This is a genomic window from Niastella yeongjuensis (assembly GCF_900110245.1).
Classification (GTDB): Bacteria; Bacteroidota; Bacteroidia; order Chitinophagales; family Chitinophagaceae; genus Niastella; species Niastella yeongjuensis.
Window position 1 is genome coordinate 48,277 of sequence record NZ_FOCZ01000011.1, and the last position, 15,462, is coordinate 63,738.

Sequence of the window (15,462 nt, forward strand, 5' to 3'; positions counted from 1 at the left end):
GTTTGTGATTAACGGGCTTCCAGTTTGTTCAGGCGTTGGGTGATTTCAAGGAGTTGTTTTTTCAGCAGGTCATTTTCTTTGGAAAGCGTTTCCACTTTTGTATTCAACTGCTGCATGGCTTTTACCAGCGGAACAACGAACTCGTCGTAGGTGATGCTGTAGTTATCGGTTTCACTGCTGGGGGTATGAACGCCGTTAAAATGATAGCCATTCTTCTTTACCACCTGGTCCACTTCCTGCGCAATAAAACCGGTGTGCAGGACCTGTTCTGCGGAAGCATATGACATTGCTTTGCGGGCTGGGTTGTTCTTTATACTGTCCGGCAGGCGTTGGGAGATATGATCTTCATATTTACGGGCCAGGAAATTATAGTTTACGGGCCGCAATTGTACAATGAAATCGAGGCCTGGTACATCTTCTTTTATATTGGTTTTGAACCGGCCATCGCTGAGGGTGCTCCAGCCAACCTGACCGCCGATAACGGTAACGCTGCTGTTGCCTATGACTACTTTATCACTGGCATTTACCACCGCGCCATTGCCGATGGCGGTGGCATTGGAGAGGTTGCCGGTAGCTACATTGGCATTGTAGCCCAGGGCTGTATTGTTGTTGCCGGTACCGTTGGTATTCAACGCACCGTAGCCGATAGCGGTATTGTAATTACCGGTGGTATTATTGGCCAGGGCCGTTGCGCCAATAGCGGCATTTTGTATACCAATGGTATTGCTGTTCATGGCTACGCGGCCGGCCGCTATATTATTGTTCCCGGAGATATTAGCGCCGAGGGCCCCTACCCCTACGGCCGTATTATCGTACCCGGTGCTGTTGTTGAACAGCGCGTTGGCGCCGAGCGAGCTGTTGCCATAGCCGGAGGTGGAAGAAAACTGGGAACTTAAACCCACGGCCGTATTCGCATAACCAGTGGAGTTTACATATAACGCAAAATGACCCACTGCGGTGTTCTGGCTGGCGGTGGTATTGCTGGCCAGGGCCTGATACCCCAAAGCCGTATTATAGCCGCCGCTGGTATTGTAATACAAAGCCTGGGCGCCAAAGGCGGTATTGTTGGTGCCGGTAGTATTACTAAACAAGGCCTGGTTACCGGTGGTGGTATTGCTCACCGCATTGCCGGGGCCGCGGCCAACGGACACGCCGTTTACGGTCAAATCGCCAGAGTTAATGAGGGCAATGCTGTTATTTGGGTTGACAGCATAAAGCCAGCGCATCCTTTCGGTGTTATTAGTTTTAAGGACGGCATCCACCGCATCGGTGGTACCGATGAACTGTGGGCCGGCCGTAGTGCCGCTGTTGCCGGTAATGGACCAGTTGTTACCGGCCGCATCAAGCTTTTTCCAAACGGCGCCATCGAAAAACCAAAAGATACTGGTATCGGTATCGAACACAAGCAAACCGGTAGCCGGTGAAACAATGGCGGTACGTTGTACGGTTGTGAGGCGGGGGATCAGCAGGCCTTTGGAATTGCTTTTCAAATCGAGGATGGCGGTGCCGTTGGCCACGGAGCCATCGGTATTGATGGCCACGCTTTGGGCGTTGCTGTACTCAATGATCAAAAGGGACAATAAAAGGATCAAATAGTGCAAAGGGCATAGGGGCTTCATAGTATACGGGCAAATTGTTGAGTTGGCAAACCTACCCTTTATCTGAACCGGGTGGATAGCCATGTAGGTGAATGTCGATTTTTTGTATGTAAAAATGGTGCTAATAGCACCGGTTTGAACCGCTGGAACGCCCTGCCAGTCATACTTTGCACAGAAATTGAAAAAAATATTGAAAAAAGTGCAAAGTATGAACTGTTGGCCCAAAAATGTAAAATGCAGCGCATTAACTTGCAATTAAAAGGACAAACAGCCTCGGTTTTTTAGTCCCTGGCATAGACCTGATTTTTACCATGCAGTCAAAAAAATATAGCATGTATGTGCGCAACAGCGTTAAAACATTACAACAGTATATGGATGACCATCCATTGGCCTATAAAACCCTACGGGAAATATGGCTATTACGGGCAGATGCCGACCGTAACATGTTAGAGAAGGCCTTTAAACAGATTACCGGTTATGGCATTAAAGAGTACCTGGTTAAAGTAAGGCTGGAACAATCGAAGCAATACTTACGGAATGGCATGCAGATAAAACATGTAGCGACAAAAAGCAAGTACAAATCACAAAGCGCCTATTGCACCGCCTTTAAACGACATTTCAAACGATCTCCTACAGACTGGTTAAAAGACGAGCAACCCTAACCCCTACCCCATAAAAATGTAAAACAATAGCCGGATCACGTAAAACGGCAATCACTAACTTGCTTACACTCCATAACCGACAACAATGGACAGATACGCCCCAGACATAATACACATTCAGCGGAGCATTGCCCACTTCGATCTTAAGAAGTGCCAGGCGCTGGCCGGTTGGCTGGCCGGGCATATACAGGCCATGGAGATAGACAAGCAGCTGTACAAGGTAAGCATAGAGCAGCTGAACCTGAGTACGCGGGCGCTGCATGTGTTGCGTTATAATGATATCATCACCATTGGCCAGTTGTTGAAGAAGGCGGTGAACTGGGATGACATCAAGGTGTTGAAGGGCGCCGGAGAAAAGGTGTTGAATGAAATAAAGCAAAAGGTAGACGAGTTACGACAAACCCAATAGCATTTCCCCCTCACATACGGATAAACCTTACTAGCAGCCAGACGATTGACCGTGCCCGCACAGTAAACCTTTTTAACAAGTTAAAACCTTGTCCCATGCTAGAGAAAGTACGGCCTCACTCGAAGTATGTGCTGGATGCCATCCGGTGTATTAAACAACATTTGGATACCGATCCACTCCGTTACAAAACAGCTTCCGAATTATTAGAACAGGTATGCGCCCCCAACCGCAATGCGGTGGAGAAGGCGTTTAAAGCCGTGTTTGGCTATGGTATTAAGGAATACCAGGTGCGCCAGCGCTTAGAAGCCAGTAAGAAGTTCCTGGAAACCGGGCTTACGAAAAAGCAAGTGGCCAGCAAATGTTTTTACCGTTCCCAAAGTGCGTATGCGGCAGCGTTTAAGAAGGAGTTCAATTTAACGCCTACAGAGTGGCAGGCGTTGTATGGTTAGGGCTTTCAGTAATGTGTCCATCATTAATCTACAATATTCGAGCAATTAGCTATAAGAACGGGGCAAAAATCGATAAGAAGGGGATGTAACTTGCATGAGATGAATGAATGAATCAACGATGGTCCGCTGCAAGCTCCCAACTACAAGCTGCAGGCAAAAAACTCACCAGCAACAATAAATTTTTAAGCTCTTACATAAATTCTTGAATAAGGTTTCCGCCGGTACGCCGTGGTTGTCTAACTACTGCAGCATCGGCAAATTGAACCGATAGATCCTGAGTGGAGTCGAAGGATCGGCATAAAGCGTTGAGCGGAGTCGAAACGCACAAGAACAACTATTTAAACTTATCAACCATTTAACTATGGAAGGGCCTGTAATGCAAAAGCAGCATGGCTTGCTGCGTATCCTCACGTTTACCTGGCTATCGAAAAGTACTATTGTAGAGATCATTTCCATGTTGTTTATCATCCTGTTCTTGTATACAGGATTGAGCAAATTAATAGACTATTACGAATTCAAAGATCAACTGATTGACAATCCCATTTTAAAACCATTTGCATCCATCGTTGTGTGGGCACTTCCCCTTACGGAATTTATAGTTTGCGTATTACTAATAATACCCCGCTGGCGGTTGAAAGGCTTATATGCTTCAATGGCTCTGATGATCGCCTTTACGATTTATGTGGCCGGTGTTCTAAGCTTTTATAAAGAATTGCCGTGCAGTTGCGGTGGTATTATCTCTTTGCTTTCCTGGAAACAACACCTCGTATTCAACAGCGCATTTATTCTGCTGGCCTTTGCGGGGGTGAAACTAGAGCGACAATTACGACGATCGGCCAAAGCTGCCCTGACCCAACAAATACAGTAACCAACTAAATATGTTTTATGTCAGGCGTTATTACACAACCCGATAGGGAAAGTTATGTGCAGCCAGAGCTGGTAGAGCAACGGATGGCCAAAACAGAAGTGGTGATCAGACGGCTCTCCATCATTATACCGGCGTACAACGAAGAAAAGACGATTGCGCAGATCCTTGATCGCATTAATGAAGTAAAGCTGCTGCGGAATATAGAGAAGGAAGTGATTATTGTGAATGATTGCAGTACCGATAATACAGAGGGGGCCATTAATAGCTATATGACCAATACCACAGAGGTTACGTTCAATTATTTTAAATATATCAGGCACGATGTAAACCAGGGGAAGGGTGCGGCTATCCATACAGGCATTGCCATGGCAACCGGTGAATACCTGTTGGTGCAGGATGCCGATTTGGAGTACGATCCGGGTGAGTACAATACCCTTTTGAAACCCATTGTACTGGGCTCGGCAGATGTGGTCTACGGCTCTCGCTTTATGGGCGGCAATCCACACCGCATCCTGTTCTTCTGGCATTCGATCGGTAACAAGTTTCTCACTACCCTAAGTAATATGTTCACCAACCTGAATCTGACCGATATGGAAACCGGCTATAAAATGTTCAGAACAGATTTTATTCAACGGATCTCATTGGTTGAAAAACGATTTGGGTTTGAACCGGAAGTAACGGCCAAGATGGCTATGGTACCGGGAGTGCGGATCTATGAGGTAGGGATCAGCTATTATGGAAGAACATTTGCCGAGGGAAAGAAGATTGGTTGGCGGGATGGGTTTAGGGCGATCTATTGCATTCTGAAATATGGATTATTGACTACCAAATCACTGATGAAATAATGAAACCAATTGTTCAAAAGGTATTGCCACCCCAGGCATGTTCATTTGTTGTTAAAACCGTTGATGCTTCTTGGTTTCAGCCCGGGATTCACCAACATGTGGAATTTGAACTGATCCTATTTACCCAAGGTGCCGGCACCGTGTACATTGGGGAATACGAAGGAAAATATGAAGCAGGAGATATCTTTTTCATAGGCAGCAACCTGCCGCACTTATGTAAGTCTAATAGTAAATCATTAAGCGCTTTGGTGATCCAATTCCGGGACAATTTCTGGGGCAGCCAGTTTATGAACATACCCGAATTCCAGTCTATCAATCAACTACTGAAACTAGCTACTAGTGGTTTGCAGGTTAAAGGGTATTGTAAGCAAAACCTGCCACACATCATTCAGTCGCTGGAAACTGCCACGGGGATTTACCGAGTGATCACCTTGTTGCAATGCTTGGAAACCATAAGCACATTGAAAGATTGTATAGTGCTGACCAAAAAAAAAGCGCATAAGCTGGTTCATAGGAACAGCGACCCAATAGACAAGATAATTGAATTTACATTAAGCAACTGCCACCAGCAAATTTCACTATCTCAGGTCTCCATACTGGCATGTATGAGCATTGCCACTTTCTGTACCTGGTTCAAACGCCGCATGCATAAAACTTTTATAGACTTTTTAAACGAAGTACGAATTGCTTATGCCTGTAACCAGTTGCTGCAAACTAACAAACCGGTAACAGCCATTTGTTATGAAAGCGGTTACAACACGGTAGCATATTTTCACAGGCAATTTTTCCGACTGAAAAAGACAACACCCTTGCAATACCGAAAATCTTTTGCTGTTAAACATATTTATTAGATGATTGCTTATTAGACGAATGCCTAAATCAAATGTGATATGAACTTTTTACAAAATCAGGTGCGTGAACAATCTTTTAAAAATTATCTTTTCAAGGATCGGCGCAACAGGCTTATTTTATACCTTGCCGCTGCAGCCATAATTATTCAATTTGCCATTTTCAAATACTTGTATCCGCACGCGAACTATATCCATGGCGACTCATTCTCCTACCTGGAAGCAGCCGATAAGAACATGACCATAAACACGTACCTGGTTGGCTACTCAAAATTCCTAAGGCTTGTAAGCATTTTTGCCAAACCGGATTTAGTGCTGACTGCCATACAATATCTGTTTATCCAATGCAGCACGCTATTTTTACTATTTACGGTTTTTTATTTTTATAGAACCGGAAAAGTACAGATCATTTTGTTCTGTTTTATGGTGTTCAATCCTTTGTTCTTGCACCTGGGTAATATGGTGAGCAGCGATGGCTTTTTCCTGGCACTCAGTATGACTTGGTTTGCCCTGCTCTTGTGGATCATACACCAACCCTCAAGAAAGATCATCATCTGGCATGCCGTAGTCTTGTTCATAGCATTTACCGTTCGGTACAATGCCATGATCTATCCGGCGATTGCTATATTGGCATTCTATTTATCGAAATTACCGCTTCGTCAAAAATTGATGAGCATCGGATTGCCTTTGCTCCTTTGTGGTTGGTTTGTTGGGGTTACTATGTACCAATACAAAAGACTAACGGGCTATTGGCAGTACTCTCCTTTTAGCGGTTGGCAATTGGCCAATAATGCCCTGTATGCATTTCGCAAAGTTGACAGTGCCGACCGAAAACCTATACCGAAAAAATTTTTCCGGCTCGATACCATGGTAAGAGGTTACTTCGATTTATCGCGCCGTACCCGAATTACTTATGCCTCGGAATTAGGAGAGGCTAGTACCTTTTATATGTGGTCAAAAGGCTTGCCATTGATGGACTACCGTGATAGCCTCTTTAAAGAAAAAGACACGAACGCCATTGAATTAAAAAAATGGGCCAGTATGGGCCCTTTATATAAAGAATATGGACTGTTCTTGATCAAAGAATACTCAACGTATTTTGTTGCACATTTTATGTGGCCCAATGCCCGAAAATACTATGCTCCACCTATAGAATTTTTGGAGTGGTATAATGGAGGCATAGATAAGGTTGATAATAGAACAAAAAAATGGTTTGGTTACTCCAGCACCACTATAAAAACGCGAATGAAAAACCCTGAAACATGGGTGCTTGATTTCTATCCCATTTTATCGGGTGTTATTAATCTGGTCATGTTGCTTGGTTTGTTGTATTATATAATCTTGAAAGGTTGGCAATACCTCAAAGTTTTCAACAAAACGATTATTATGGGCGCTACCGTTTGGCTGTTGAACGCGGGTTTTACCATCTTTGCCTCTTCGGCAGCGCTACGGTTCCAGAGTTTCCCAGTGCTACTGACCACCATTTTTTCTTTATTGTTAGTAGATTGGCTGATTCAGTTAATGCGCTACATGAATCGGGAAACAATCTGCCAATCCGAGTCTAACACTCATTTATCCGAACATATAACAGCTTAATGCAAGGTTATGTTGTTTCAGCATCCTATAACAACGAATTCTTTTAATGAATGGCTCAGACGAGATAACGAGAACAAGCTTCTGCTTCGATTCTCCCTGGCAGCAATGTTGGTAAGTTTTGGTTGGTTGAAAGTACTATACCCATATCCCAATTTTATACCTCCGGATTCATATAACTACCTGGAGGCTGCAGTCAGGAATGATTTTATCAGCATCTGGCCAATAGGGTATTCGCGATTCCTACGGCTAGTAAGCTGCATCAGTAGTTCACATTTTGTATTGGTAATGGTGCAATACCTTTTATTAATGTCTGTGGTACTATATTTCTTATTTACCATCCGTTACCTGTTATCACCCGGTAAATGGTTATTTCGCATCCTGTTGATCATCAGCATTGGCAACCCCTTGCTTCCGCATATTTCCAATTTTGTTTCAAGCGATAGTTTGTTTGCCACTCTGAGCCTTGTATGGTTTACTCAATTGTTGTGGATCCAATCGCAACCAAACCTGAAATTGCTGCTGTGGCATGCAGTGGTGTTGCTGTTGGCCTTCACGGTCCGATATACTGCCGTATGGTATCCTTTGCTGAGTATTACTATCATAATTTTTACCTCAATGTCTCCCAAATCAAAAAAAATAAGCATTGCTGCCATCGCTGTCCTGCTCTTGTTGCTTATTGCCAGAACACAATATGAGTACAAAATAAAGACAGATACAGCTCAATATGCCGCCTTTGGTGGTTGGCAACTGGCTGCCAATGCACTTTACGCATATGCCTATGCTAAACCGATGGACACCATCAATGGGGTACAGCAATTTGGCCTATTACATAAAATTGTCAACCAGCATTTCGATTCTTTGCGCAGAATCGGCAAAAACCCCAAAATAGAGATAGGGGTTTATTATATGTGGGATTTCAGCTCGCCGTTAAGAACATTTATGAATGAAAAATGGCTGACCAATAAAGCAACTCCTTTTTTTACACAATGGGCGTCCGTGGGCCCCTTATACCGAAAATATGGTTGGTATCTGATCAATAACTATCCTCGGCTGTTTATTAAGCATTATTGCTGGCCCAACCTGGTTAGGTTTTATGCGCCACCGGCCTATTTTATGGAAAAGTACAATTTGGGTAACACAAATGTGGAGCCCATTGCAGCTACCTGGTTCGATTGGAAAAGCAATGTGTTGCCCATCCCCGCGACTGGTATCAACATAAATATCATAAGCATTTTTCCAAATCTGTTGGCCATCATCAATCCGCTCTTCCTGATCAGTAGCCTGTTATTTTCTACCGCGGGTGGTTTCAGCCAGTGTAGTTGTAAAAAGCTTATTGCCTGTTTACTATTGTTTTGGTTTGGCAACTTAATCTTCAGCGTATTCTCAGCTCCCATAGAACTACGCTATCAGATCTTTCCAGTTATTGTTACCATCCCTTTTTTAGGCATGTTTTTAACTGCGTCAATGCAAACACTGTTAACGAGATCAGCCATCGAAGTAAATGAACCTATTTCTAAAGCCAAAATAAGCACGTAGATAAATCTCTTTAATTAAAGATTCATCATCATTTATTAAAATACCTATCAATATGAAACAGATTATCCTTTTATTGATCATCGCCACACTAACGGGTTGTTTTGGCGCCGAACCACAAAAAACCGGAAAAGAAGGAAAGCCAATGCCTTCATTTACATTAGAATTACTGGACAGTATTACACGATTACATAGTCAAGACATTCCTTATGGCACACCAACAGTTCTTTTTTACTTTAGTCCTTACTGTCCACATTGCAATGCGCAAACCAACAAGATCATTGAAGATATGGACAGACTAAAAGACATTCAATTTTATTTTATTTCCCGCTTTACGCTGACTGAAGTAAAAGCATTTCAAAAAGAACACCAATTAGCGAAATATCCCAACATTGTTATAGGCTTAGACAGTGCCAACTTTATAAACGATTATTTTGAAATAGCAGGTATTCCTTATTTCGCTATCTATGGAAAAGATAAGAAGCTAAACAAGACATTTTTAGGAAGGATCTATAGCAGTCAATTAAAAAAAGTAGCAGAAGAATAATGATTTGCGCGCAATAACCGGTTTGCTCTGATCAAGCAATCGGTATCCTGCTGACTTGAAGCTGCAGCAGAGGCCCGCTTACAGTTACATTGGCAAAAACCTCCTACGCTTATCAATAACATTGGTTGGCGAGTTAGGAAAATTACACCCAGCTTGTTCCCTTGCAGCATAAAGTTAAGGACTGATGGGTAAAAGGCCAATCTGAAAGCAACGGCTTACATGTGGGTTAGCCGAAAACCACCAAACAGAGTAGGCAAATTTCATCATTAAAAGTTTAGCTTTTTGAATTAAAAAGCAAATTGTTATGAAAAAAGTAAAGATCATGTTAATGTCTATGGCGCTTATCGCAGTAGTAGGAGGGGCTTTGGCTTTTAAAGCTAAATATACTCAAAGGTATTGTACAACGCTAGCATCACCTGCTGGTTTTTGCAAGGATCTGGCTTGTCCCAATGGGCCATTTTCACCAAGCACAACTGGCTCTGGTTCAAATGTAATTTGCACAACCATAGTACCTGCCGGCGGTTGCCTTGGTATACAGTGTGCCGATGCGCCTTCAGTGCCTGCACTTAAAATAGATTAAGGTAGAGCACGATAATTGTGATAGCATCTTTCGTAAAAGATATGCTATGGCTATTTTTCAAGATGCACCAATCAAATAAGATTGGTGCATTCTTTATTCAAAAAAAATTAATTATTTCTTGTTAATAATAATTATCTAACATGAAAAAAGTGAAATTAATGTTGATGTCTCTGGTCCTTATAGCAGTAGTGGGAGGCATTTTAGCGTTTAAAACCAAATATATTGGAAGGTTTTGTACAACGCTAGCATCTCCTTCTGGTTTTTGCAAGAATCTAGCTTGTCCCAATGGGCCATTTTCACCAAGCACAATTGGCGTTGGTTCAAATGTAATTTGCACAACGAAAATTCCTGTCGGTGGTTGCAATGGATTAGCGTGTGCTGATGCGCCTTCAGTGCCTAGACTTATAATGGATTAAGTAGCTCGCAATATTGCAATGGCATCCTTCGCGGTGATGATACTTGACTATTTCAAGATGCACCAATCAAACAAGATTGGCACATTTTTTATTCAAAAAGAATTTATTCCTTTGTTAATAATAAATCACCTAACATGAAAAAAGTGAAATTAATGTTGATGTCTCTGGCACTTATAGCAGTAGTGGGAGCAGCTTTAGCTTTTAAAGCCAAATATTCTCAAAGGTATTGTACCACATTAGCGCAGCCTAACATACCCTGTAGGGATTTGCTTTGTCCTAATGGGCCATTTACCCCAAGCACATTGGGCACTGGTCCAAATGCAATTTGCACAGCCATAGTACCTGCCGGCGGTTGCTTTGGTGTAAAGTGTGCCGATGCACCTTCGGTACCTGCACTTAGACAGAATTAAAGAACACTTATAACAGTACCTTTAATTATTCAGCCAAGTTATAAAGAATGCCCTTTTTGTTAAGAGCATTCTTTTATCCTTATTTAAATAACAAATTCCGGTTAAATCTTAATCATTCTTCAAGAAAAACCATTATTGTTCAAAACACAAGAATGAACGTCCTATAAATTGTGATATTTCAACACATGTGAGACATTTTTAATTCCGTTTTCGATAATACCATTGGCTGTTCCTCGGTTGAATTTCTACCGGCTTTTCCCAGTACGTAGCAGTGACATCAGGTTGAATGGGAATTAGATGTTCAAGATCTAAATACCTCTCGAAAGGGGTTTGACCATTTAAAAAAGCGTGAGGCCTTTTGTGATTGTAAAAATTTTGCCAATCCAGTAATTGGGGAGTTAGCTGGAGATTTCTATCTTTTCTAGAAATAGTAGCGTAGAATTCTGACTTGTCCGTATACTGAGATCGCTCTACTTTACCGTTAAGATGTGGACTCCTAGGTTTAATTGGCCTGAATTTGATGAAGTGTTCAGCCAATTCGTATTGAAATAGATCGTTGAAAAATTCAGTTCCCCAATCTGTCTGAACTCTTTGAATTGGGAATTGAAAAGTGTCCAGGACATAACCCAGGAAATCAACAGTGGACTCAGCTTTTTTATTTGGATATAACTTCAAAGCTCTCATCCTTGTGCAATCATCAATAGCGGTAAACTGATAACACCTCGGACCGACCTTCGTAACATCAAGCTGTACTCTGTCACCAGGAATTGGCCTACTATATCGGATATACTCATTTTGCTTACGATACTTTTTAAGGTTGGGCACTTCATGTTTCTTGAGAACACGCCAGATAGTGGCTATGGAAAGATTGAGACTATACAATCGGAGCAAATGAGTACTGATTGCCTGGGGACCAAATTTATATTCCTGGCGGATGGATTTAATCAACGCCTCCAGTTCTTCATTAATTTTCAGTCTCGCAAGCTTTTTCGGTCTTTTAGAATAGCCTTTTAAACTCTCTTTGCCTTCTGTCTGATAGCGTTTAATCCATCGATATAATGTAGATCTTGGAATGCCACATTTACGAGCTGCTTTGCTTACAGACCCTAGTTGCTCACAACATTTGATCCATGTTTCTCTGGCTTTGATACTTCGTTGCTGGGATATCAATGATAACTAAAATTGAAAGGTGATCGAAGCATGGATTGCCTGCGGCAGGCTTGCTCATTTTAAGTATGTGTCTTTTGTGCCTTAAGCAATTCTGTTAAGCTTTACGAGAAAAGACACATACTTAAAACGAGCCTGAAGGAGGCGTTTCCACTTAAGATCTTAAAATACAAATAATGTAGCGATTGTATTGAAACTTCACATATAAATTACGTTATTTCACAATCTTGAGAGCATTTTTAGGTTTATTGCTTATAAATTTTTCATCTAATTTCCATTCCGAAATTGGTTTATTAAATAGTTGGGGTGTCCTTACATATTGATTATTCCATTTTTTACAGATAGAGCATCCATTCTTTTCATTCACAGCACATGTTCCAGTTGGATCCAGCTCATATTTGCTTTCAATGCCCTTATGCGAGTAAGGGATCCCTTGGGTCATCCATCGTGGAGCGGGCGCCCCTTTTAAATAATGATCAAAAAATTGCGTGTAGCGAATAGTATAATCTTTTTGTTCTTGCAAGTCGAATAAATTATGCTCTCCCTTGTCGTACTTCAGCCACCAAACTTTTTTCTCTAGCCGCCATAAAGCTGTAAATAATTGCACCGTTTGATTTTGATACTCTTCAATGCTATTTCTGTTACAAAAAAGTAGCAAGGGGCTATTTGCTTTATCAACATGTAAGATGGTTGTTTGATCTAGCCAAGAATCCTTATTCTCCCACAGACTTCCAAACTGGAAGTCCTTTTCAACTGCTCCTAAACGACTTAGTCCTCTCTCTTCAGTAGAGAATGCCACATTAATCATATCAGCATACAAAAAGCCCTCACTTATTGCCGTGGCAGCAAATGATCTTGAATGTGTAAAAACATAGGCTCCTAATTTCGCTGACCAACTATGAGAACCACAACCTAATTTTGTCGAGTCTACAAAAGGCAGGTGTTTTAAATATCTAGCGGCGCCTTCAATTACATTAAATGCTTCCGGACCATATTTAAGTGGGGAAACATAAATGTCCGGTATAAAAATTAAATACCCATTATTTATAAACCATATCGGTGATTGACCTGGTGTTATAGCATTTATATTATAAGCTGGAGCTGGAAACTGATAAAGATTATTAGCACTTGCTCCATAAAAAGCGATGAGCACTGGATATTTTTTGGACGAATCAAAATTCTCCGGTTTGTATAATACTCCTTCTCCTATTATGCCATCAACATGTTTAAAAGATGCCAACTCTGTAGTTAACCAACTATACCTTCTTTGTGGTTGTAAATATGTAATTTGATTAATTGTAACAAAGTCCTTGGTTACATAATAGTTAGGCGCATCTTTGGCTGTCTGACGCATAATTATCCATGTTTGGTCATTATTTGCCTTCAATGGATGCATATCAACATTTAAACAACCTACCCCCCACATCCTTTCTATAAACCAAGGTCCTAAATTAAGTAATTCTGGGTCTCCAGCTGCCCCTTCTATTTTACGAAAATATCCATTATACTTATTTTTGGTATTGAAGGCTCTTAATAGTAAGGTGTCATTAAACGCCAAAATAATGTTGCTAGTCCCACCTCGATCAGCATCCATTAAAGCTAACAAAGTTTTATTAAAACGGCCATAGCTGTTTGTAACGTTAACTGCCGGATAATTAGCCGATAAATCCAACTTCCAGATATCATAATTATCATATATAAAAATTCCTTTGTCGTCCTTCAACCAAGCTGCCACCCCAAACGGCGTGCCTAGACGCAGAACAGGACGCTGGAAAGGATCTATAAGCTCTAGAAGAGGTCGGGGTATTCTCGAAGATATATTTGCCAGTTTACCTGAACTGAGTTCATAACTAAAATAATTACCTTGCTTCTGTGCATCAAAATATACCAAGTATTTGCCGCCAGGAGAAAACCAGAAGCAATTGTATGCCGTCGTTACCGGCAAAGTTATACGAACCCCATTTTTCAATGAAACAAGCCAATTGCTGTCTTTTCCGAAATTCTGTTCCCAAAAACGGTCGCCGAGGATAGATTTTCTACTTTTTTTTATGATTGCAAAATCATCTCCTAACAAAAATAGCCGCTCCTGTTGATTTTCCTGGTAGGTTACTCGTCCATTGTCGGGATTTAGAATTGCTTGGCACACATTCAGCTCAGTCGACAGATAAGGTTGGGTCGATTGCAGATTGGTATCCTTGTTACTCCATATATCTAACCCAGCCAAATCCGGATTAGGAAGTGATCGATTATGTATTTGCGACTTTAAACTAAAGATAACATACCGATAATTTTTGACAAATGCTAAGGTTCCATCCTGAATCATTAACAGGGAATCTGGTCCCATTTGATCAATCACTTGTTGTTCAGCTTTCTCTTTCCCTGCTTTATAATACCAAATGGAAGAACGAGGAATTCTGTTCTGATTTTTATTTCGAAAGTCCTTACTAACAAATGCAACCTGGTAACCAGACTTGTCAATAATATATTTGCCTAAAGTAATACAGGTATCAGTATTTGACCAGATAGTAGTTGGTTCGCCATCCGGAGGGCTTGCAAACTGTAATGAACTACAACGTAAATTAGAAAGAGGCGCGGAAGATTCTAAAACTAATGAGTTACCCTCCGCATTAAATAAAAATTTTGACACAAATGGAAAATGCTTATCTATTCCTGTTGCAAGATTACATATAGTTAATGCTGTTGAGTCATTCAGTTTCCGATACGCAATCCATTGACCTGAATTATCAAGTTCATATTTATTAACACCATTGAATCGCTTTTCTTTTCCTGTCGAAATCTCATATAAGACCAACGTTGTATCTTCATTTTTAATTTGACAAGCAAGCCATTTTCCGGTTTTATCAAACGTATAAGCATAAACCTGATCAAATCTTTTTTCCTGCCCAGTGATGAAATTAAGCAACTTTAATTCTCCATTGGCTAATAGATACGCCATATATTGATCGTTATCTGGCTTTTTAAATGAAATAACATCAAGAACACAATTACGCAACCCATTAGCCATTTGTAAAAAGCATAACTGATCGTTATCCTTGTATATATATTGTTTGCTGTCACCTGAAAAAAAACCTGGTTTAGCGCTTTTAAAAGACACTCGCCAGGAATTAACCGTGGACTGTACAACCAGAGAATCAAGCTTCCGGCTTTCCCAACTTGTCCCTCTATCAACAGTATAAGCAAAGTATTTTCCATTACGGCTTATGGCCCGATAGTTGCCCAGCAACGGCCAGTTATCAATGGCATTAAAATCCAGTAACGGCTTGTCATTTTTAGATAAATTAGCATGTGCCTGGCTCCAAACATATTCCTTTAAATTTATACGTTGCACCTGCACGGGCGTAACTATTGATTGGGCATAAGCTGCAACGGAAAAGATTTTTAAATAATAAATCAAAAAGAAGCGTTTCATAATCAACAAAAATGTTATACAAGAATAAGAAAAACAAAATCACCTAAAGTTTACTATCCTATGAAAAAACTAGCTTATTTTAAATATGCCTGAAAATCAATCAT

At 41.1% G+C, this 15,462-nt stretch carries 14 protein-coding genes; 11 read left to right on the plus strand and 3 right to left on the minus strand.

The window, feature by feature from the left end; translation table 11 throughout:
- Nucleotides 1–8 precede the first annotated feature (8 nt).
- The gene (locus BMX95_RS25215; RefSeq protein ID WP_165758812.1) at nt 9–1,619 is read right to left on the minus strand and encodes a tail fiber domain-containing protein; all 1,611 of its coding nucleotides are present in this window, start codon (nt 1,617–1,619) and stop codon (nt 9–11) included.
- A gap of 290 nt (nt 1,620–1,909) precedes the next feature.
- Here BMX95_RS25215 and BMX95_RS25220 point away from each other — a divergent pair, with 290 nt between their 5' ends.
- The 11 genes from BMX95_RS25220 to BMX95_RS34630 all read left to right on the plus strand — a co-directional run bounded on the left by BMX95_RS25220 (nt 1,910) and on the right by BMX95_RS34630 (nt 10,351).
- Complete coding sequence (locus BMX95_RS25220) at nt 1,910–2,260, plus strand: helix-turn-helix domain-containing protein (RefSeq protein ID WP_081197658.1); 351 nt, start codon at nt 1,910–1,912, stop codon at nt 2,258–2,260.
- 85 nt (nt 2,261–2,345) lie between these two features.
- Nucleotides 2,346–2,669, plus strand: a complete 324-nt coding sequence (locus BMX95_RS25225) for a DNA-directed RNA polymerase subunit alpha C-terminal domain-containing protein (protein ID WP_081197657.1) — start codon at nt 2,346–2,348, stop codon at nt 2,667–2,669.
- A 95-nt stretch (nt 2,670–2,764) separates the two neighbouring features.
- On the plus strand, nt 2,765–3,118 hold the full coding sequence (locus BMX95_RS25230) for a helix-turn-helix domain-containing protein (RefSeq protein WP_081197656.1): 354 nt from the start codon (nt 2,765–2,767) through the stop codon (nt 3,116–3,118).
- Nucleotides 3,119–3,479: 361 nt separating this feature from the next.
- On the plus strand, nt 3,480–3,986 hold the full coding sequence (locus BMX95_RS25235) for a MauE/DoxX family redox-associated membrane protein (protein ID WP_207631476.1): 507 nt from the start codon (nt 3,480–3,482) through the stop codon (nt 3,984–3,986).
- A 17-nt stretch (nt 3,987–4,003) separates the two neighbouring features.
- Nucleotides 4,004–4,831: a glycosyltransferase family 2 protein gene (locus BMX95_RS25240; RefSeq protein ID WP_207631475.1), complete on the plus strand. Its 828-nt coding sequence runs from the start codon at nt 4,004–4,006 to the stop codon at nt 4,829–4,831.
- Nucleotides 4,831–5,682 (plus strand): AraC family transcriptional regulator, encoded by an 852-nt coding sequence (locus BMX95_RS25245; RefSeq protein WP_081197655.1) that lies wholly within the window; start codon nt 4,831–4,833, stop codon nt 5,680–5,682. The genes BMX95_RS25240 and BMX95_RS25245 overlap by 1 nt, the downstream gene beginning before the upstream one ends.
- Nucleotides 5,683–5,991: 309 nt before the next feature.
- Nucleotides 5,992–7,275: a hypothetical protein gene (locus tag BMX95_RS25250; RefSeq protein ID WP_133053845.1), complete on the plus strand. Its 1,284-nt coding sequence runs from the start codon at nt 5,992–5,994 to the stop codon at nt 7,273–7,275.
- A gap of 306 nt (nt 7,276–7,581) precedes the next feature.
- Nucleotides 7,582–8,811 carry a hypothetical protein gene (locus tag BMX95_RS25255; RefSeq protein ID WP_133053844.1) on the plus strand — a complete coding sequence of 410 codons (1,230 nt, stop codon included), beginning with the start codon at nt 7,582–7,584 and terminating at the stop codon, nt 8,809–8,811.
- 52 nt (nt 8,812–8,863) lie between these two features.
- A complete protein-coding gene (locus BMX95_RS25260; protein ID WP_081197652.1) occupies nt 8,864–9,355 on the plus strand; it encodes a TlpA family protein disulfide reductase in 492 nt (163 codons plus the stop codon).
- A gap of 304 nt (nt 9,356–9,659) precedes the next feature.
- Nucleotides 9,660–9,935, plus strand: coding sequence for a hypothetical protein (locus tag BMX95_RS25265; protein ID WP_081197651.1), 276 nt, complete (start codon nt 9,660–9,662; stop codon nt 9,933–9,935).
- 140 nt (nt 9,936–10,075) lie between these two features.
- Nucleotides 10,076–10,351: a hypothetical protein gene (locus BMX95_RS34630; protein ID WP_133053843.1), complete on the plus strand. Its 276-nt coding sequence runs from the start codon at nt 10,076–10,078 to the stop codon at nt 10,349–10,351.
- A 608-nt stretch (nt 10,352–10,959) separates the two neighbouring features.
- Here BMX95_RS34630 and BMX95_RS25270 read toward each other — a convergent pair.
- On the minus strand, nt 10,960–11,931 hold the full coding sequence (locus BMX95_RS25270; protein WP_081197650.1) for an IS481 family transposase: 972 nt from the start codon (nt 11,929–11,931) through the stop codon (nt 10,960–10,962).
- 211 nt (nt 11,932–12,142) lie between these two features.
- Nucleotides 12,143–15,358 carry an alpha/beta hydrolase family protein gene (locus BMX95_RS25275; RefSeq protein ID WP_081197649.1) on the minus strand — a complete coding sequence of 1,072 codons (3,216 nt, stop codon included), beginning with the start codon at nt 15,356–15,358 and terminating at the stop codon, nt 12,143–12,145.
- Nucleotides 15,359–15,462: the final 104 nt, after the last annotated feature.